This window comes from Hungatella sp. L36, from assembly GCF_014288035.1.
This window is the reverse complement of the sequence record NZ_JACOPC010000017.1, coordinates 22637-43561: the sequence shown is the minus strand read 5'-3', so window position 1 is coordinate 43561 and position 20925 is coordinate 22637. Positions and strand designations below refer to the sequence as shown.

18 protein-coding genes are annotated in these 20925 nt (G+C 50.4%); all 18 read left to right on the top strand.

Going from position 1 to position 20925, the window contains the following annotated elements; translation table 11 throughout:
- The first annotated feature begins 15 nt into the window (after nt 1–15).
- The 18 genes from H8S80_RS28050 to H8S80_RS27965 all read left to right on the top strand — a co-directional run bounded on the left by H8S80_RS28050 (nt 16) and on the right by H8S80_RS27965 (nt 20871).
- Nucleotides 16–1140 (top strand): galactose ABC transporter substrate-binding protein, encoded by a 1125-nt coding sequence (locus H8S80_RS28050; RefSeq protein ID WP_025531553.1) that lies wholly within the window; start codon nt 16–18, stop codon nt 1138–1140.
- A gap of 159 nt (nt 1141–1299) precedes the next feature.
- Nucleotides 1300–2814 (top strand): sugar ABC transporter ATP-binding protein, encoded by a 1515-nt coding sequence (locus tag H8S80_RS28045; protein ID WP_029467176.1) that lies wholly within the window; start codon nt 1300–1302, stop codon nt 2812–2814.
- Nucleotides 2815–2866: 52 nt separating this feature from the next.
- On the top strand, nt 2867–3880 hold the full coding sequence (gene mglC, locus H8S80_RS28040; protein ID WP_243010372.1) for a galactose/methyl galactoside ABC transporter permease MglC: 1014 nt from the start codon (nt 2867–2869) through the stop codon (nt 3878–3880).
- A 26-nt stretch (nt 3881–3906) separates the two neighbouring features.
- Nucleotides 3907–5397 carry an L-fucose/L-arabinose isomerase family protein gene (locus tag H8S80_RS28035; protein WP_117630567.1) on the top strand — a complete coding sequence of 497 codons (1491 nt, stop codon included), beginning with the start codon at nt 3907–3909 and terminating at the stop codon, nt 5395–5397.
- Between the two features lie 12 nt (nt 5398–5409).
- Complete coding sequence (locus tag H8S80_RS28030) at nt 5410–6255, top strand: class II fructose-bisphosphate aldolase (protein ID WP_117630568.1); 846 nt, start codon at nt 5410–5412, stop codon at nt 6253–6255.
- Nucleotides 6256–6267: 12 nt separating this feature from the next.
- A complete protein-coding gene (locus H8S80_RS28025; protein ID WP_187049080.1) occupies nt 6268–7305 on the top strand; it encodes a carbohydrate kinase family protein in 1038 nt (345 codons plus the stop codon).
- Nucleotides 7306–7318: 13 nt separating this feature from the next.
- Nucleotides 7319–8452, top strand: a complete 1134-nt coding sequence (locus H8S80_RS28020; protein ID WP_117630570.1) for an alpha/beta hydrolase — start codon at nt 7319–7321, stop codon at nt 8450–8452.
- A 13-nt stretch (nt 8453–8465) separates the two neighbouring features.
- The gene (locus H8S80_RS28015) at nt 8466–8969 is read left to right on the top strand and encodes a hypothetical protein (protein ID WP_025531557.1); all 504 of its coding nucleotides are present in this window, start codon (nt 8466–8468) and stop codon (nt 8967–8969) included.
- A 13-nt stretch (nt 8970–8982) separates the two neighbouring features.
- Nucleotides 8983–10371 carry an L-fucose/L-arabinose isomerase family protein gene (locus H8S80_RS28010; protein ID WP_117630571.1) on the top strand — a complete coding sequence of 463 codons (1389 nt, stop codon included), beginning with the start codon at nt 8983–8985 and terminating at the stop codon, nt 10369–10371.
- A gap of 14 nt (nt 10372–10385) precedes the next feature.
- Entirely contained in the window at nt 10386–10625 is a 240-nt protein-coding gene (locus tag H8S80_RS28005) for a hypothetical protein (RefSeq protein ID WP_002604927.1), read from the top strand.
- Nucleotides 10626–11009: 384 nt separating this feature from the next.
- Nucleotides 11010–11147: a K(+)-transporting ATPase subunit F gene (gene kdpF / locus H8S80_RS35195; protein ID WP_373263466.1), complete on the top strand. Its 138-nt coding sequence runs from the start codon at nt 11010–11012 to the stop codon at nt 11145–11147.
- 29 nt (nt 11148–11176) lie between these two features.
- Nucleotides 11177–12883, top strand: a complete 1707-nt coding sequence (gene kdpA / locus H8S80_RS27995; protein ID WP_117630572.1) for a potassium-transporting ATPase subunit KdpA — start codon at nt 11177–11179, stop codon at nt 12881–12883.
- A 25-nt stretch (nt 12884–12908) separates the two neighbouring features.
- Nucleotides 12909–14996 (top strand): potassium-transporting ATPase subunit KdpB, encoded by a 2088-nt coding sequence (kdpB, locus tag H8S80_RS27990; protein ID WP_117630573.1) that lies wholly within the window; start codon nt 12909–12911, stop codon nt 14994–14996.
- Nucleotides 14997–15031: 35 nt separating this feature from the next.
- Entirely contained in the window at nt 15032–15682 is a 651-nt protein-coding gene (kdpC, locus tag H8S80_RS27985; protein ID WP_002604923.1) for a potassium-transporting ATPase subunit KdpC, read from the top strand.
- Between the two features lie 4 nt (nt 15683–15686).
- Complete coding sequence (locus H8S80_RS27980; RefSeq protein WP_117630574.1) at nt 15687–17564, top strand: sensor protein KdpD; 1878 nt, start codon at nt 15687–15689, stop codon at nt 17562–17564.
- Between the two features lie 653 nt (nt 17565–18217).
- A complete protein-coding gene (locus H8S80_RS27975; protein WP_055653280.1) occupies nt 18218–18724 on the top strand; it encodes a CarD family transcriptional regulator in 507 nt (168 codons plus the stop codon).
- A 237-nt stretch (nt 18725–18961) separates the two neighbouring features.
- A complete protein-coding gene (locus tag H8S80_RS27970; RefSeq protein WP_117630575.1) occupies nt 18962–20011 on the top strand; it encodes a DNA adenine methylase in 1050 nt (349 codons plus the stop codon).
- Entirely contained in the window at nt 20002–20871 is an 870-nt protein-coding gene (locus H8S80_RS27965; RefSeq protein WP_025530644.1) for a Dam family site-specific DNA-(adenine-N6)-methyltransferase, read from the top strand. The genes H8S80_RS27970 and H8S80_RS27965 overlap by 10 nt, the downstream gene beginning before the upstream one ends.
- Nucleotides 20872–20925 lie beyond the last annotated feature (54 nt).

Here is a 20925-nt window from a genome sequence, read left to right as displayed (position 1 = left end):
AACGGGAGGAAGCATATGAAAAAAACAGTTAAAAAGGCACTTGCATTATCCATGACAGCAGCATTATTTATGACAGCATGTTCCCAGAAGGCGGCGGAGACGCCTCCCGCCACGGCAGGAGGAGATACAGGGACGGCGGCCACAGAAGCGGCAGCCGCGGCCACGGAAGGCAAATCAAAGGCCGAGCGCCCGGTGGCAGGTATGACATGCTATATGTATTCCGATACCCATATTGCCAATGTACGCAATACTGTGTTAAAAGCAGCGGAAACAGGTACTGTTTCTGTCGAGACTTCCGATTCCCAGTTTGACGTGGGCCTTCAGATGAACGCCATGGACGCGTTTGTGACAAAAGGCTGTAAATATCTGGTGATCAACAATATCAATACGAATGCGAAGGATCAGGTTATCGATGTGGCGCGCAAGGCGGACCTTCCAATTATTTTCTGGAACACCGATTCTCCTTCGGACGAAGAGATGGATTCTTACGGCCCCTGCTATTTCGTCAGCTCTGCGGCCGAGCAGTCCGGTGTCGTGCAGGGAGAGGCTGCGGCAAAATACTGGAAAGAGCATCCGGAGGCAGACCGCAATGGAAACGGCAAGATGGATTACGTCATGCTGATGGGGCAGATCGGAAACTACGATACGGAGATGAGAACCAAGTATTCCATCGATACCGTCAAGGAAGCCGGCGTGGAAACTAACTGCCTGCTGGAGGTTGTCTGCGAATGGCAGAGAGCAAAGGCGCAGGATCAGATGGCCTCCGTAATTTCCGCTAATGCGGATGATATCGACATTGTATTTGCCAACAACGATGACATGGCCCTCGGAGCAATTGAGGCGCTGAAGGCAGCCGGATACTTTACTGACGAAAGTAATTACATTCCGGTACTCGGCGTTGACGCGACCAAAGTAGGGCTTCAGGCACTGGAGGACGGAACGATGCTGGCAACCTCATTAAACAATCCGGTAACCATGGGGAAATGTATCTATAAGATCCTGGAACTTCTGGAAGCAGGAGAAGAAATCACATCAGAAAATCTGGGATACGATATCGACGAACACAAACGGGTATGGCTGGATTATGTGGCGATAACCAAGGATAATCTTGAAGACGCGGATCTTTCAAAATACGAATAGTCGCCAGTCCTTTTTTGGTGGACCGGTATGATACATACCGGTCCACGCTCATTGTCACGGCTATTTCTGCGGACCGTATTCCGGGCGGATGTGCCTGCAGGCCCGTCTGGCGGCTGCCGCGAAGGGATGACCGTATAAACAGAAGCAGGAGAAGACAGTATGGAAGATAAGAGTATCATATTGGAAATGAAAAACATCAGCAAAAGCTTTCCGGGTGTAAAGGCATTGAACGGCGTTTCTTTTACGCTGAGGCCAGGAACGGTACATGCTCTGATGGGAGAAAACGGCGCGGGGAAATCGACTCTGATGAAATGTGCTTTCGGCCTGTATGATCCGGATGAGGGAGAGGTGTATTTTAAAGGAGAAAAAGTACACTTTGATAATCCCCGTCAGGGTTTGGAAGCAGGAATATCCATGATTCATCAGGAACTGAATCCGATCCGCAGAAGGAGCATAGCGGAAAATATCTGGGTAGGTCGGATGCCGGAGAAGAAGATCGCGGGACTCTCTTTTATAGACCATAAGAAGATGTATGAAGAAACGAAACGGCTTTTTGACCAGCTTCATATGAACGTAGACCCCAGAACACAGGCGATCGAACTTTCGTCATCTGTGCTGCAGCTTGGTGAGATTGCGCGCTCGATCTCTTATGGGGCGAAGGTCATTATCATGGATGAGCCCACATCATCTCTTACAGAGACAGAGACCGCTACGCTTTTTGAAGTAATCCGTAAGCTGACCTCGGAAGGAATTGCAATTGTATACATATCTCATAAAATTGATGAAATTCTCAAGATATCCGATGAAGTGACAATTATGCGTGACGGCTGCAAGATCGGAACGTGGCCGGCGGAAGAACTGACAGAGGAACTGATTGTAAACCGGATGGTGGGCCGTCAGATGGATAACTGGTTTCCAGAACTTGACAACAAGCCGGGAGACGTGGTTCTGGAGGTCAAAAATTTCACCTCCCCCAATCCAATGTCGTTTCAGGACTGCTCGTTTCAGCTGCGCCGCGGGGAGATCCTGGGGCTGGGCGGACTGGTGGGAGCACAGAGAACCGAGCTAATGGAGGCGCTGTTTGGAATCCGCAGCGTTCAGTCGGGCGAGGTCTATAAGGACGGAAAAAAGATTTCCATCAAATCATCGGCGGATGCCATTGCCAATAAAATCGGACTTCTGACGGAAGAACGAAGGGCGACGGGAATCATACCGGGGGCAAGCGTGCTGGACAATACAGTAATAGCAAAGCTTGGAGAATACAGCAATGTCATGGGAATACTGGATTTGAAAAAATGCCGCCAGGATACGGACGAGTATATTAAAACCATGAATATAAAGACACCGACCAGGGACACGAGAATTGCCGATTTATCGGGCGGAAACCAGCAGAAGGTGCTTCTTGCCAGGTGGCTGTTGACAAACCCGGATATTTTAATTCTCGATGAGCCGACTCGAGGAATCGACGTCGGTGCCAAATACGAAATTTATACCATCATGCTGAATCTGGCAAAGGAGGGAAAGTCCATTATTATGATTTCCTCAGAGATGCCGGAACTTATGGGAATGTCAAACCGGGTGATGATCATGTGCGAAGGGCATGTGACCGGTTTCCTGGAAGGAACGGACATTGATGATTCCAAGATTATGCAGTTTGCCAGCAAGGTGAGTTAAATCTGCCGGGGACCGGCGGTGGGTACGTCCGGGCCCGGATAAGGAGAAAGGATTGGTTAATATCATGCAGACGAAGCAGATTGATATAAAGAAATGGGCGCAGAACAATGCGATCTATCTTGTCTTAATCGCAATTATTATATTGATAACAGTAAAGAATCCGGCATTTCTGTCCCTCCGTGTATTTCGGGATATTTTAATGCAGTCTTCAACGAGACTGATTATGGCAATGGGGTGTATGTTTGTTATTCTGTCCGGCGGTGCTGACCTGTCCGGAGGCCGTATGCTCGGCGCGGCGGCTGTCCTGGCGGGGTCACTTGCACAGATGTCCACTTACGCCAATAAGTTTTTCCCTAATCTGCAGGAACTTCCGATTATCGTTCCGATCATTGCCTGTCTTCTGATGGGGATGGCTATGGGGCTGTTAAACGGAATCGTAGTGGCGAAGTTAAATGTTCCCGCTTTTATTGGCACGTTGGGCGTTCAGCTTATCATTTACGGCGGAATCTCCATTTACTATAACATGGAGCCCAACCGTTCCCAGCCGTTAGGCGGTTTTTTAAAGACATACTCAAAGCTGGGGACCGGGTCCTTCTTCGGCATACCATACATATTAATCATCGCGGTCGTTCTGATGATCGCCTGTCACATTGTGCTGAATTATCACCGGTTTGGAAAGACGCTGTTTGCCGTGGGCGGCAATCAGGAGGCAGCCAGAGTCTCAGGAATCAACGTCCAGAGAATTATTATGATCGTCTATATTATCGCCGGAGCATTTTATGGACTTACAGGAGCGCTGGAAGCGGCCAGAACCGGCGGTGCTACTAACAATTATGGGCAGGGCTATGAACTGGATGCCATCGCTGCCTGTGTGGTTGGCGGCTGTTCCGTGGCCGGAGGTGTCGGCGCGGTTCCTGGTGTAGCGATTGGTGTTACGGTATTTACCGTAATTCAGTACGGAATGACCTTCGTAGGAATCAATCCATACTGGCAGAATGTTGTAAAAGGAGCAATCATCGTAATTGCAGTAGCTATTGACGTTCGTAAATATGCAAAGAAACGCTAAGTGTTTCTTCGCGGAGAGGATAACTTATGATTCGATATACACAGGACAGAACGATCGTACTCGGTATGGTTCCGGTCCGCAGGGATATGTTCCCGCCGGAACCGGCAATTGCTTTAAAGGACCGGGTGGTAAAGCGGTTTGAAGAGATGGCGGAAAGTAATGGAGATATTCGTCTGGTAACCATAGATGCGGTGGTCGACGGCGGTATGCTCTGGGATCTTCGTGATGTGGGAAAGGTCGTGGATTTATTCCGGGCGGAGAAGGTAGACGCGATCGTCTTCCCGCACTGTAATTTCGGACAGGAGGAAGTGGTAGCAAAGACTGCTGCGGAGATCGGAAAGCCGGTTCTCTTATGGGGGCCTAGAGATCCTTCTCCGGAGACGGATCAGTCCGGCAAGACCGGCCCGAGAGATTTCGACACACAGTGCGGAATGTTTGCAACCTCCAGAGCTCTCAGGCGTTACCATGTTCCGTTTACCTACATAGAAAACTGCTGGCTGGACAGCCAGGTGCTGGACCGTGGTTTTGAAGAATTCCTGCGGGTGGCTTCCGTTGTAAAGGCATTCCGAGGCATGCGGATCGGTCAGATCGGAGTACGGCCGCGGCAGTTCTTATCCGTCAAGATTAATGAATCGGAGCTGCTTTCTAAATTCGGCATTGAGATTGTCCCGATCTGGCCGGAGGAGGTAAAACGTACCGTTGAGAAATTAAAGAGAAACATGCCTCTGTCACCGGAAGGCTGTGAGCTTCCCATGGGACAGCCGCCTCTTCCGTCAGGAAAGGGAATGTTACCGGATCCCCGGATTGCCAATATCGTGAAAGAGATCGAGGAAGCCGTGGACTGGTCTTCGATCGGCCACGAGGCAGTGGAGAAGATGGCATATTTAGAAGCTGCCATTATGGATCTTGCCTCAGTGAACCGATGTCAGGCGGTAGCGGTGGACTGTTGGGGCTTCTCCCAGGATTCCTATGGAATCCCGAGCTGTTTTGTGCTGGCGGAGTTGTTTGACCGGGGACTGCCTGCGGCATGTGAGACGGATATTCATGCGGCCGTTGGCGCGGTTCTGCTGCAGGCAGCAGCCAGATACGCCACTCCGGCGTTTATCGCTGATGTCACCATACGCCATCCGGAGGACGATAATGCGGAACTTCTCTGGCACTGCGGGCCTTTTGCAAAGTCACTTGTGAGGAAGGGAACAGTTCCGGCTGTCAGAGAGTGTAAGGGAATGTATGAGATTGAAGGCGGACCGCTTACTGTGGTACGGTTCGACCAGGATGATGGAAACTACATGCTTCTGGCTGATGAAGGCGAGGGAACAGAAGGTCCAAAGACAACTGGAAATTACGTCTGGTTCAAAGTGAAGAACTGGGTGAAATGGGAGAAAAAGCTGATGTATGGACCGTATATCCATCATGTAAGCGGAATTCACGGCAGCTTTGCAAAAGTATTAAAGGAAGCCTGTAAGTATCTGGGCCCGGTCGCACATGACAGCGTCGAGCCCGTGGAAGAGATGTAGGAGGGGAATGAAATGCCGTACGTAAAAGTAAAAGAACTGCTGGCAATGGGAAAAAAGAACCATGCATGTGTGCTCGCGTTTGACGCCGCGGATGTCAATATGATTAAATCTGTGATTAAGGGTGCGGAGACTGCCGGAAGACCGGTGATTGTCATGTTGTATCCCGGTATGAGAAATATCATGCCCTTCGGTGTGTTTGCGGAAGTGACCAGATATTACGCAGAACGTGCATCTGTCCCGGTAGGGCTGCATCTGGATCACTGCAGCGATTTTGACATGATTCTTGAGGCGATTCATGAGGGCTTCCCATCTGTGATGGCAGATGGCTCCGTACTTCCGTTTGAGAAGAACGCGGCGTTTACGAAAAAGGTGGTGGAAGTCGCCCGGAATTTCGATGTTGATGTGGAAGGTGAGCTGGGACATGTGGGAACGGCAGCCGATTCCGATGAATTCAGCCGGAAGGAGTTTTTTACCAGACCGGACGAGGTCAGGGAGTTTGTGGAGAAGACGGGAGTCACCTCTCTTGCCGTGTCTTTCGGCAGCGCGCATGGGTTATATAAGAGCACACCAAAACTGGATATTGAACATTTAAAGACCTTGAGCGCCGCTTCGGATATTCCTCTGGTTCTTCATGGCGGTACCGGTATTCCGGATGACCAACTGGCGCAGGCCTTTTCCAATGGAATCAACAAGATCAACATCGGAACGGAATTCTTCAATTTAAATACGAGGTTAAATCAGGAATTCTATGCACAGGACTTTTCGAAGGCGGATCCCTTTGGGTTCCCGGAATATATCCAGCCAAGGCTGACCGAATATATTGCGGGCAGGCTGGAACTTTCGAAAATCGTATTGTAAAAGGAGTCTGTCATGGAGAAGGTTTATGATGTAATTGGGGTGGAAAATCCAATCATGGATTTTGCGGTGAGCATTGACCGGCTGCCAAAAACGGATTCCATGAGTGTCATGCACGATTATTTATGGCAGTCCGGAGGAAACGCCTCTTCCGCCATTGCGGCGCTGGCCCGTCTGGGGGCGAAGTGCAGTATGCTGGGAGTGGTGGGTACCGACGAATTCGGTACATTCTGCCGTGATGATATGGTCCGCCACGGTGTGGATGTCTCTCATTTGTATACACAGGAGGGAGGGACGACCTTTACCATCTGTCTGGCGGAGGAAGAGACAAAAGGCAGGAGTTTTCTGGGAAAGATGGGCGTAAACGGACCTCTGACCGACGTACAGGTGGATGAGTCCTACATCGCAGGGGCAAGGTATATACACACCAGTATGATTGAATGCTCTGCAAAGAAAAGAGCTGTTGAGTTAGCAAGAAAGAACGGGGTTCTCGTATCGGCAGATGGAGGGGCGTATACGGCCGAAGCGGACTTCCTGGTGACAAACTCTGATATATTGATTATATCGGAGGAATTCTACGGCGCGCTGTTTGACGACGGGAATTACGTGGAGAACTGCAGACGTCTGATTGAGAAAGGGCCGCAGATCGTCATAGTGACGCTGGGATCCAAAGGCTGCGCAGGGGCGGACCGGTCAGGGAATACATTCAGGCTCCCTCCGTTTTCAGGACACAAAATCGTCGATACGACAGGAGCCGGAGATGTATTTCACGGAGGCTTCCTATACGCACACAGTCAGGGCTGGGAGCTGGAATACTGCGCAAGATTTGCAAGCGCGGTATCGTACATCAACTGTACCAGTCTGGGCGGCAGAGTGGGAATTCCTGACCGTGCCATGGTGGAACAGTTTTTAAAGGACAACACGATCGACTACTCCGGTATTGAACTGAGAAAGGCATTCTACCGGAGTGTGATGAAATTTAACAAAACAAGCGAGCATTCCCCCACCTCTACAGGTGAAGGGCTGAGACGCCTGGAGATTGCAGAATATTAGGAGGGGCTTCAACATGGACAGAAACTTGTATCAGAAACTATTGGTAAGCTTGAAAGCCGGGGAAAGGCGGATCTGTACAGACGGGGCAGAGATTGCGGTCCGCAGCTGTTATGACCGGGAGGAAGGCTGTCTCGATCCGAGGACGGAGGCTGCTGCGACGCTGACACGGGAAGATTTCGAGACGCAGGCTGGCGAGATTGACCCGGAGCTGTTAAGAAATCAGGACAAGCTGCTTGGAATGGATAATCCAGAGGGGCATACCCTGCTGGAACAGCTGCGATATCAGTTCGGCTGGAGGACTCTGGATCGAAGTTCCGGAGTCAGAACCAGATTCGTCTCTATGGATCAGGATGGATACAGAGGTGTGAGGTGGATCTATACACCGGAGGGCGGGAAAGCAGAAAAACCATGTCTGATATTTATTCACGGAGGAGGCTTCTTCGGAGGCGATACACTGACCGTGGAGAATCAGTGTAAGCGTTTTGCCGAACTGGCAGATGCCGTTGTTATCTCTGTAGATTATCCGCTGTCGCCGGAAGTGAAGTATCCGGTCGCATTTCACATGTGCTGCGAGACGGTCCGATGGGTATGGGAAAACGCAGGCATGCTCGGCGTGGACAGGACGAAGATTGGGATTTCCGGAGACAGTGCGGGCGGAACCATGGCTGTTACGGTAACTCTCTGGGACAGACAGGAAGGGATTGGCTGTATTTCCTATGCAGGCCTTATCTACCCGTCTGTCGTGTGGGACCCGGATATGAGTAATCCACACTATGTGTGGAAGAGAGAAATGTTTGACAATCCTGGCGGAAACCGGATTATTGAGGAACAGATCGAGACGACCGGGGCGATGAAAAGAGAAGTATGCGGCTGGTATTTAGAGGATAACGAAGATATCCACACTCCGTATATCAATCCGGTTGAGGGGGATTTTGAGGGATTCCCGAAGACGTTAATTATGACTGCGGAATACGATTACTTAAGACCGGAGTGTGAGCTGTTCACGAAGATTCTGCAGGATGCGGGAGTGAGCGTACGGCATATCCGCTATGGAGGAATTGTTCATGGCACCTTTGACCGTCTGGGTTACGCCCCTCAGGTTGAAGACATGCTGATGGAGATGGCGGCGGATTTCGCCTGCCTGTGAAGGAGGGAACGTAATGAAAGAGATTAAGGTGCGGTGTCTGAGCGATGAGGCGTTTAGAAAGTATGGTGTATATCAGAAACTGACAGCCGATGCGGAAATGAAGAACAGAGTAATTCCGTGCGGAGATTTTTATCCCGATTTACTGACACTGGATTTTGGAAAAACTACCCTGCCTACGGTCTCCTGCTGTCATGTCTATAAACAGGATCGGATGGTCGTGGACTTTCTGGAATACCATAAATATACGTGCGAAGGCCTGGTCCCCCTTGACGATGATGTGATTATCTATGTGGGCGTACCGGAAATGGGAGAACTGAGGATTGAGAATCTGGAAGGATTTTATGTTCCCAAACACACCTTTGTAAAACTGAATCCCATGATCGTCCATGGAGGACAGTATCCGGTGAATGAACCGGAAGCTCATTTAATCTGTATGCTTCCAGGAAGGACATTTCAGAATGATATGGTGTACTTGAGGATTGAGGAAGAGGATAAAAAGGGCGTACTGATTATATAGGAGGGAAATGCTCATGTATCAGCAGAAGGTTATACTGGGGGTAGCCCCGGTTAAGAGAAGCTTTCTAAGCATGGAAGAAGCTGTTCGCCAAAAGAATCGTTTTATGGCGGTGATCAGAAAAACTCTGTCCGAATCAGTGGATATCATTGATATCGATGATATCAGCGAGAACGGAATCTGCTGGAGGACGGAGGAGACACCCGCAATCGTGGAGAAATTTATGACTGCCGGGATTGATGCGCTCTTCCTCCCGTTCTGTGATTTCGGAGAGGAACAGGCAGCGGCACAGATTGCGGCATCGTTTCATCTTCCGGTGCTGATCTGGGGAGCCAGGGACGAGAGGCCGAATACGGACGTAAGCCGGGGACGGGATACCCAGTGCGGAATGTTCGCTGCGACTAAGGTGCTCAGGCGCCATGGTGTGAAGTTCAGCTATATTTATAACTGTGAGACGGAGAGCGATGCATTTGCACAGGGATATGACCGGTTTATCCGAACGGCGGCTGTGCTGAAGGCACTTCGGAACCTGCGTCTGGCAAAAATAGGCGACCGCCCGGTTCCGTTTATGAGCGTCATGACGAATGAAGCCGATTTGATCCGCCGCATGGGGGTTACGGTGATTCCCATCTCCCCTGCTGAGGTAAGCAGACGGGCAAAGGAGATTGTGGAAAAGAAAGCGGAGGATTTTCTTTCCTACTACAACGATCTGACTGCGCGTATGAACACAGATGCGATGAGAGAGGAACTGGTGGAAATGGCAGCGGCCACGAAGCTGGCGCTTTCAGAGCTTATGCGGGAAAATGACTGTTCCGTGGGTGCGTTTGAATGCTGGTCCGCCTTTCCTTCCCTGATCGGTGTATGCCCGTGTGTGGCACTGGGGGAGATGGCGGATGAAGGGTATCCTCTTGCATGTGAGGCGGATGTTAATGGAGCGATTACCCTTGCGATTCTGCGGGCATGCAGTCTGTATGAGAAGCCGCCGTTCCTGGCTGATTTGACAATCCGCAATCCGATTCATGACAATTCAGAACTGCTGTGGCACTGCGGCCCATTCCCCTATTCTTTAAAGGCGGAGGACAGCCCGGCCGCACTGGTGGACGGGCAGGAGCGCTTTCGGATGAGGCCGGGTCATATGACCACATGCCGGTTCGACGACGCGGAGGGAAAGTACTATCTGTTTGCCGGGGAAGGCGATACGACGGAAGGGCCGGAGACCAACGGAACCTACGTCTATCTGGAAGTAGACGACTGGAAACGGTGGGAAGAGAAGCTGATGTTTGGTCCATACATTCACCATCTCGGCTGTGCATACGGCTCTTATAAGCCAGTATTAAGAGAGGTGGCCAGATATCTCGATATCATATTTGATGATGCGGATGTCCGGGAAACTTATAGCCTGTAAAAGGAGATGGTATTATGAAATTCGAGAATGTGAAGAATGTGGAACGCCTGTTTCAGATAATACGGGATGAATGCAGCGGAACGGTGGAACTCGTATCCTCCGAGGGCGACCGGATCAATCTAAAGTCCAGGCTGTCCCAGTATATTTCAATGGTACGGCTTCTGGATACGGAATTTGTAAAGGAGCTGGAGCTGGTGGCCTCAGATCCGGCGGATGTGGATCGGCTGCTGCGGTTTATGCGCGATGGCGAGTGAGGTATAACGGTGAGATAACAGCAGTGGCGGGCGGAGAGAAATCGGTATCCCTCCTTGACATGAAGCCAAGCCACACATCTATATAGAAGGTCAAATAAATAATTCCCAAAACACAGAAAAGTCCTACTCTTCTCCAAAAAGAGCGGGGCTTTTCTTTATTTACAGAATATTTATAGCAATCACTGGAATCGCCTTGGAATGTTTATACGGAGTGATGATAGAATAAGAATCTGTTACAGAACAGATTAAGGAGGTAAAGGGCATGATGGACATTTGCATGATAGGAACTATTTTAGTCAGTTGTATTCTCATGAAATTGTTCGTAAACTGGTGCGATTCCCAGGTGGATCCGAAGACAAAGAAATAAGACGTGTAAGCGAATAAATGGGAATGCAGCACGAAAGATTTATGAAGAGACAATTCAGCAGACAAGGAGTGAGCGGTATGGTGATTTTAGGCGTTATCATTGCGGGATTGGCGGCATATCTAGTGTATGCCCTGGTTAATCCTGAGAGACTGTAGGGCAGAAGATATGAGGAGGAATAACTGAAATGTTTCAGATTATGATGACATTGCTTATCTATATGATACTGGTAATCCCCATTGGAATTTATCTGTATCATGTGGCAGCGAAGCAAAAGACGTTTGCAGATCCGGTATTTGACAGGATTGACAATTTGATTTACAGGGTTTGCCGGATCAACCGTGAGAGTATGAACTGGAAGGTCTATGCACTGAACCTTATTATGACCAACGCGGTAATGATTTTAATCGGATATGTGGTACTTAGAGCGCAGGGGCTGCTGATGCTGAACCCTAACGGAATCGGAGCCATGGAACCAACGCTCTCCTATAATACGATCATATCCTTTATGACCAATACGAATCTCCAGCATTATTCCGGTGAGTCGGGACTATCCTATTTAAGCCAGGTGGCCGTTATTATATTCATGATGTTCACTTCGGCGGCAACCGGTTACTCAGCGTGCATGGCATTTTGCCGTGGCCTGTCGGGGCGGCCTATGGGGAATTTTTATGAGGATATGGTCAGAAATACCACCCGTATTCTGATTCCAATCGCCTTTATCGTCGGCCTGATCCTGATTTGGCAGGGCACGCCGCAGAACTTCCAGACGAATTTCACTGTACATACACTGGAAGGAAAATGGCAGGATATTGCTACCGGTCCGATCGCGGCATTGGAGTCCATTAAGCATGTCGGTACCAACGGCGGTGGATTTTTAGGGGCAAACTCTTCCACACCACTGGAGAATCCGACGATTATTACCAATCTGGCAGAGCTGTATTCCATGATGATACTGCCCGGAGCCTGTGTGATTGCCTTTGGACATATGATTGCTGACAGACGCCGGGGAACCGGTAAAAAAACTGTTTTCGGCAGTCAGGGCAGAACGGTATTTGCAGCAATGGCAATTATTTTCCTGATCGGTATCACCGTTTGCTATACAGCAGAAAAGGCAGGGAACCCCATTCTGGCAGGCGTCGGATTGAATCAGAGTATGGGCTCCTACGAGGGAAAGGAAGTCCGGTTCGGAATCGCCCAGTCGGCTCTTTTTACCACAACGACCACCTCGTTTACCACGGGAACGGTCAACAATATGCACGATACGCTGACCCCGCTGGGGGGCATGGTGCCGCTTCTGCACATGATGCTGAACTGTGTATTTGGAGGTAAGGGCGTAGGACTTATGAACATGGTCATGTACGTGATCCTTGCGGTTTTCCTGTGCGGATTGATGATCGGCCGTACGCCGGAATATTTAGGAAAGAAGATCGAAGGAAAGGAAATGAAGCTGGTTGCCATCTGTCTGATCGTGCATCCGCTCCTGATTCTTGGCTTCTCTGCACTGGCCGTTGCAACGCCGGGAGGATTGGCCGGTATTACAAACCCCGGATTCCATGGGCTGACACAGGTCTTGTACGAGTACGGCTCCTCCGCCGCCAATAATGGCTCCGGATTTGAAGGGCTCGCTGACAATACCGCATTCTGGAACATTACGGCAGGACTGGCCATGTATTTTGGACGTTTTCCGGCAATTATCATACAGCTGGCAATCGCAGGCAGTATCCTTGCAAAACGCAGGGTAAATGAGACAATCGGCACACTCAGAACGGATAATGTGATATTTACACTGATACTCGTATTTATCGTATATATTTTCGCGGCATTGACGTTCTTCCCGGCACTTGCCCTTGGACCGGTCGCAGAACATCTGACGAACTGGTTCCCGTTATAGAGTTGAGTTTAGGAGGCAATTTCAAATGTCAAAAAAGAGACAACAGTCAACAAAGTTTATAACGCGTGACATATTAAAGAGTTCCATAATCGGAGCGTTTCAGAAGCTTGATCCCAGATATATGCTTAAAAATCCGGTCATGTTTGTGGTGGAAGTCGGATTTCTTATTACTCTGGTTCTCTGCTTCGTCCCCAACCTGTTTGGAGATGTGCAGGCACTCGCCGGTAAGCTTCCGGCAGCGTCCTTAAGAACCTATAATGTGATTGTGACGCTGATCCTTTTTATTACGGTCTTATTTGCTAACTTTGCCGAGTCGGTGGCTGAGGGACGTGGAAAGGCCCAGGCGGAGACGCTGAAGAAGACGAAGAAGGATACGATCGCCCATTTACTCAGGGACGACGGCTCTGAAATGGAGGTTTCCGCTTCTGAGTTAAAGAAGGGGGACGTGGTCATTGTAAGAATCAATGAGCTGATTCCCAATGACGGAGAGGTAATCGAAGGAATTGCCTCTGTTGATGAGTCCGCCATTACCGGTGAATCCGCTCCGGTTACTCGTGAAGCGGGCGGCGATTTCTCGTCAGTAACCGGCGGCACCACGGTGGTGTCCGACTGGCTGAAGATCAGAATAGCAGCGGAGCCGGGCGGTTCCTTCCTCGATAAGATGATTGCTCTGGTCGAAGGGGCATCCAGGCAGAAGACGCCCAATGAGATAGCTCTTAACACCTTGCTGGTCGGCCTGACCATCATATTTCTGATTGTTATAGTCTGCCTCTATCCATTTGCGGTTTACTCCGGCGTTCAGATTCCGGTCGCAACCCTTGTGGCGCTTATGGTCTGCCTGATCCCCACTACCATTGGCGGCCTGCTCTCCGCAATCGGCATCGCCGGGATGGACCGGGTGACGAGGTTTAATGTCATCGCCATGTCGGGAAAAGCGGTGGAAGCCTGCGGCGACGTGGACACCATGATTCTCGATAAAACGGGTACCATCACCTTTGGAAACCGTCTTGCTGCAGATTTTTATCCCGTGAAAGGCATTGACAAAATGGATTTAATCGACCTTTCCGTTCTCGCTTCTTTAGAAGATGCCACACCGGAGGGGAAATCCATCACGGATCTGGGTTATAAAATGGGCAGCCGCGTTGAAAAATCGATGGCGGGAAAAATGAATTTTATTGAATTTACAGCTCAGTCAAAAATGTCCGGGGTAGACTTATCTGACGGCACCAGAATTCGTAAAGGTGCGGGAGAAGCCGTAAAAGAGCTGGTTTTGGCCGAAGGCGGCAGAATCCCGAAGGACCTGGATAAAATTGTGGAAGAGATCTCGAAACTGGGCGGAACACCGCTTACCGTCTGCGCCGATCATAAGGTTTACGGCGTCGTCTATTTAAAGGATACGGTCAAACCTGGTCTGGCGGAACGTTTTGCCAGGTTAAGGGAGATCGGAATCAAGACGGTCATGTGTACAGGAGATAATCCCCTGACTGCGGCCACCATTGCGAAAGAAGCCGGCGTGGACGGATTCATCGCAGAGTGCAGGCCGGAAGACAAGATAACCGAGATTAAGAAGGAACAGGCAGAAGGAAAGATCGTAGCCATGACGGGAGACGGCACCAATGATGCGCCGGCCCTGGCGCAGGCGGACGTGGGGCTGGCAATGAACTCAGGCACACAGGCCGCCAAAGAAGCCGCCAACATGGTAGACCTGGATTCGGATCCGACGAAGATTCTGGAGGTGGTCGAGATTGGAAAACAGCTTCTGATCACGAGAGGTTCCTTAACGACCTTCTCTGTTGCAAATGACGTTGCAAAGTATTTTGCAATTATACCCGCCATGTTCCAGCTGGTGATTCCGCAGATGAACATGCTGAATATTATGAAGCTGACAACCCCATACAGCGCAATATTGTCGGCTCTGATCTTTAACGCGGTCATTATCCCGAGCCTGATCCCCATCGCCATGCGCGGTGTGAAGTATAAACCGATGCGTTCGGAAAAAATGCTGCTGAAAAATATGGGAATCTACGGTGTCGGCGGAGTGATCGTGCCGTTTATCGGCATCAAACTGATCGATATGATTGTGGCCCCGCTGCTGGCCGTGCTGGGCCTGTAGACCAACGGGCAGAGAGCGTATGGAAGGAGATTTGGATGAAATCATTTATGAATTATTTTAAAAATGCATTGATATGTACCATCGTCCTGGGTGTCCTGTGCAGCGTTGTCTATCCGGCGGCGCTGACATTGGCCGGGCAGGCATTTTTCCCGAAACAGGCAAACGGCAGCCTGATTACGGTGCAGGTGGACGGACAGGAGCAGACGGTAGGCTCGGAGTTTGTAGGACAGCAGTTCGAGGATTCCCGTTTTTTCCATGGAAGAGTGTCCTCCGTAAACTATAACTGCTACACGGACGAGGAGAAAGAGGACGGCAGCTACGGCGGCGTATCTTCCGGATCGTTTAACTACGCAAACTCCAACCCGGAATTAAAGACACGTGTGGAAGAAGATATGGCAGCCTGGATGGAGGCGCACCCGGATGTGAAGCAGGAAGACATTCCTTCAGACCTCCTGACCGCTTCCGGTTCCGGACTGGACCCTCATATAACGGTTCAGGGCGCGCAGGTACAGGTTGGGGCAGTGTCGAAGGCCTCCGGCCTGACGGAAGAGGCGCTTAATGATATCATCGACCGAAACACGACGGGAAAGGTTTTGGGCATATTTGGGGAAGAGACGGTCAACGTGCTGGGATGCAACCTGGACATTGCGGAAGCATTGGGCATGATCACGAGAGAGCAGGGATAGGGTTATGCAGGAACATGACACGCGCCCTGATCCTGAGGTGCTGCTGGCCAGGCTTAAGGAGGAAGAGCAGGAAGAAGGCGGCCGCGGAAAGCTCAGAATTTATCTGGGCTACGCGGCCGGTGTCGGAAAGACATATACCATGCTGCAGGCCGCCCATGAGGCTGCGGACAGCGGAGAAGACGTGGCAGCAGGTTACATAGAGCCTCATGTCCGCCGGGATACTCAGAAGATGGCCGAGAAACTGGAGACGATTCCGCCGCTGATGGTATCATACAGAGGAACAATGCTGAGAGAATTCGATTTGGATGCCGCTTTAAAACGCCATCCCCGGATCTGTTTGGTGGATGAGCTGGCTCACACCAATGCTCCCGGCCTGAGACATGTGAAACGCTACCAGGATATCGAGGAACTGCTGGACGCGGGAATCCATGTGTGGACGACCGTAAATATTCAGCATCTCGAAAGCTTAAACGACATTGTGGGAAGCATTACCGGAATTACCGTGCGGGAAAAGTTTCCGGACAGCGTGTTTGACCACGCCGATCAGGTCAAGGTCGTGGATATAGAGCCAGAGGAGCTGTTAATCAGGCTCTCAGAGGGAAAGATTTACAAAAAAGAGCAGGCGGAGCGGGCCGTAAACCATTTCTTTACAAGGGAAAAGCTGGCGGCCTTAAGAGAGATCGCGCTCCGGCGCACGGCTGACCGGGTGAACCATCTGGCGGTGGAAGAGAAGAAAAATCATCAAAAGACAGGAGACTACTATACAGGAGAGCACATACTCACCTGTATTTCTCCATCCCCGACCTGCGCGAAGGTGATCCGGTCGGCGTCGAGGCTGGCCTACGCATTTCACGCGGAATTTACGGCTCTCTATGTCGAAACACCGCTGACGTCAGGGGCGTCTCTGAAAAATAAGAAGGCTCTGGAGGACAACATACAGCTGGCGAAGGCTTTGGGGGCGAAGATTGCCTCGGTATACGGGGAAGACGTCGCATACCAGATCGCTGCCTATGCCAGGGTGTCAAACGTGTCAAAAATCGTCCTGGGAAGAACGAATCACCGGATCATCCTGGGGCAGACCAAGGGTACCCCGGCGGAACGGGTGGCGCAGTACGTCCCCAACCTGGATATTTACATCATACCAGATGCGACGGCGGCTGGAAAACGGCGTGCGCTGACGATGAGTGACCTCGGGCAGAAAATGACCGCGTATAAGCATATTTACATGGATACGCTTAAGATTACGGCGTTTACCTGCCTGGCCACCTTTCTTGTGTTTCGGATATTCGGGATATGGATGGCGCGGGAACATGTGATCATGCTTTTGATTACGGCATTTATCATTGCAACGCTGCTCACAACCGTCAAGCGCCAGTCCCAGGAACTAATAAAAAAGTCCCATCGTCTGGAGATTCTCCTGGAAAATTCTTCCCGGCTCAGAAGATGCGTCACAATCAGGGATGTAGAGAATGAGGTGGCGGAGCGAATCGTCCAGCTGATGGATTTATCGGTCATCTTTTATTTACGGGGAGAAGGAGATCATACGCTTTCCTTCAATGGACCTGATTTTTATCCGAAAAAGGGTGTGGCGGCATCGGAACTGGAGTTTTTTAAGGAGCAGCAGGAGACGGCCACGGCCGGATGGGTGATGAGCAATGGAAAGCGGGCCGGATGCAGTACGAGCGCCCTGCCCAGTGCGAAGGCAATCTATCTTCCCGTGAGACTGGATGAGACCGTCTACGCCGTGGTAGGTATCTATCTGGAAGAGGGAAGGGGAATCGCTGAATTTGAGTATGGAATCATCAGTGCGATGCTGAATGAGGCGGCGCTGGCATTCTCGAAACGGTACGGCGATTTCTGGGGACATAATCCTGGTATGTAGGTGAAGCGGAAGAACGGGCAGGCGTCAGCCCCTCTCCGCAGGATGTGAAAAACTCCCGTTATAAAGCGGGAGTTTTCCTCTTATCTATATCAAGGCCTTCATGGAAGTCGGAAGTAAATCACGTTCTCTGTTTATTTGGAGGAACAAAAAAACAGCGCTTCATGATCTTACTCTCTCTTACCGCTCCTGCAGCAGCAGGATAACAGCATACATGGAAAGCTAAAGCAGCAGTCACCCTGCGGAAAGCAGAGTCCGCGCCGGCAAGGAGGATCAAACCGGTAATGCTGTTGTGGCGGCTGTTGCGGAATCACTCACGATAAATCTTCTATATGATTGGGAAGAAGAGCCGCAGGGATTTGTCCTGCTGATATATAGTATGACAGGCTGTACCTTTTTGTTACGATCGTTCCAAAGAAGCCTGTCCTTTCGTCCGCCGTGCGCTGTGATCTGTAGCCTGTTTTGGAGTGAGTATGGCGATTACCAGGAAAAATACTGACAAATGCCTGCATGATGTGCTATAATAGAAGTAAATCAAAATTGATGCCTTCGGATGCAATCACTTCTGAAGCATCTTTTTTTTATTCTCAGACGCGGTTTTGTCTCTGAATGATCGATTTGGCGGTATCTGTTGGTTGGTTTCAAAGGAGGTAAAAATGTATCAGGTAAATGACCATGTTGTCTATGGAAACTATGGGATCTGTGTGGTGAAGGCGATTGGAAAGCTGGAGATGGATTCGGCTGCGAAAGACCGGCTTTACTATACACTGGAACCGTTGTATTCGGAGAAAAATACGATCTATACCCCGGTGGATAAAAAGGACGCTACTATGCGCTGTGCGATTACGGAACAGGAGGCATGGAATCTGATTGACGGAATTCAGGGACAGGAGATGATACAGGTCGCCGATGAGAAGAGAGCGGAACACGAGTACAGAGAAATTATGAAGACAAATGAGTGCACGGGATGGAGCCGGATTATCAAGACCATCTATTTGAAGAACCGGAAACGTCTGGAAGGCGGAAAACGGTACACGGCGAAGGACGACGTCTATTTACGTCTGGCCGAAGACTTTTTGTACCGGGAACTGGCTGCCGCTCTTAACGTAAATAGGGAAGATGTGGAATCAATCATATCGGACAGGGTAAAGCAGCTGAGCTGATGTCATAAGACTGCCCCGCAGAAAAACATTTTTCTGTCAACTTTTTTGATGGCAAAAAAGCAAAATGCATGGTAAAATAAGAATAATTGTGTGCAGTTAAATCCCCCGCAGCGAACTACGGGGGATTTGCCCCGTGAACGGCAGTGCCCGATAAAGAGGGGCATGCTGCCATCAGACGGAACGACAGGCTCGTTACCCGCGGGAATCAACAAAAGTCGAAACAGAGGGACAAGAACAATGAGGTTTATCGGAAGCAAGACATTGCTGCTGGATCATATCAGAGCGGTTGCAGAGGAGAAGGCGCCGGACGCCCGGAGCTTCTGCGATATTTTTTCGGGAACAGCGGCTGTGGCGAGACATTTTAAGCAGTGGTATGAGGTGTATTCCAACGATCTGCTGTATTTTTCATACGTACTGCAGCGCGCTACCATAGAGAATGACAGTGTGCCGGAGTTTGGACGGCTGAAGGAAGAGCTGGGCATCACGGACCCGGTGGAGTACTTTAACGGAAAAGAGACCCGGGACATGGAGGACTTGGTGCAGGAGAGACGTTTCTTTCAGAATACGTACGCCCCAACAGGCGGCCGTATGTATTTAAACGATGACAACGCCCTGCGCATTGACTATGCCAGATGTACCGTGGAGGACTGGAAGACCGCGGGACTGCTGGATGAGAATGAATACTACTATCTTGTGGCCTGTATCGTGGAGGGGATCCCGTTTGTATCCAATACTTCCGGTACGTATGGTGCGTATCACAAGAGCTGGGAACGGCGCAGCTATAAGAAATATGAGCTGTACCGGCTGGAGGTGACGACGAATCACAGGGAAAACCGCTGTTACAACGAGGACGGAGCCGAGCTGTTAAAACGGCTGCAGGGCGACATTCTCTACGTTGACCCGCCCTACAATGAGCGCCAGTATCTTCCGAATTACCATGTTCTGGAGACGGCGGCCAGGTATGACTACCCGGAGGTGACCGGCGTCACGGGACAGAGGCCCTATGAGAATCAGAAGTCGGAATTCTGCATGAAGAAGAATGTGACCGACGCCTTCGAACGGCTCATCAGCAACGCCCGTTTTCAGCACATCATCTTAAGCTACAGCACGGATGGTCTGATGACGACGGAGGACATCGAGAGAATCATGAAGACGTATGGAAAACCGGAGACATTTCACATTTATGAGATTCCATACAGGAGATACAAGAGTAGAAAGGTGAAAGAGACCGAACGCTTAAAGGAGCTGCTCGTTTACGTAGAAAAGCAGGTGGAATCATGTATATAAAGAGCCCGCTGAACTATACCGGGGGCAAATATAAGATCTTAAAGCCGGTTCTGGGCGCGTTTCCGCGGCAGATCGGCAGCTTTGTGGATCTGTTTGCCGGGGGCTTTAACGTGGGGATCAACGTGGAGGCGGACCGCATCTTCTGCAACGATCAGATCACGTATTTGATCGGGATGTTTGGCCTGTTCCGGGAGACGGAGACGGAGGTGCTTCTTACGCGCATCCGGGGGCTGATCGCCGCGTACCAGCTGACCCAGCAGAATAAGGAAGGCTACCTTGAACTGAGACGCCACTATAATGAGAGCAAAGATTTGACGGAGTTATTCGTTCTGACCTGCTATGCGTTTAACCATCAGATCCGTTTTAATAACAGCCATGAATTTAACTCGCCCTTTGGGACGAACAGGAGCTCCTTCAACGGGAATATCGAGAAGAATTTAACCGCCTTCTGCCGGGCCTTAAAGGAGAAGGATATCGTATTTTCCACCACGGATTTCCGGGAGATGGATTTGGGATTCCTGGGAGAAAACGACCTGATTTACTGTGATCCGCCGTACCTCATATCCACCGGCTCCTATAACGATGGGAACCGCGGATTCCGGGACTGGCACGAGGAGGAGGAGGCGGCGCTCTTAGGGCTGCTGGACCGGCTGAACGGTCAGGGAACGAGATTTGCGCTCTCCAATGTCCTGTATCACAAGGGACTCTCCAACGATCTTCTCATCGAATGGAGCCAAAATTACCATATCACCTACATCGATAAGAGCTACGCCAACTGCAACTATCATTTTAAGGACAGGGACGCGGTGACGGTGGAGGTTCTGATTACCAATTACGTGCCGGAGGGGGCGGAGGAATAGAAAGCGTCATGCAGATTGATTGATACGGACTGTGAGATCCGGTCGATCAGTCTG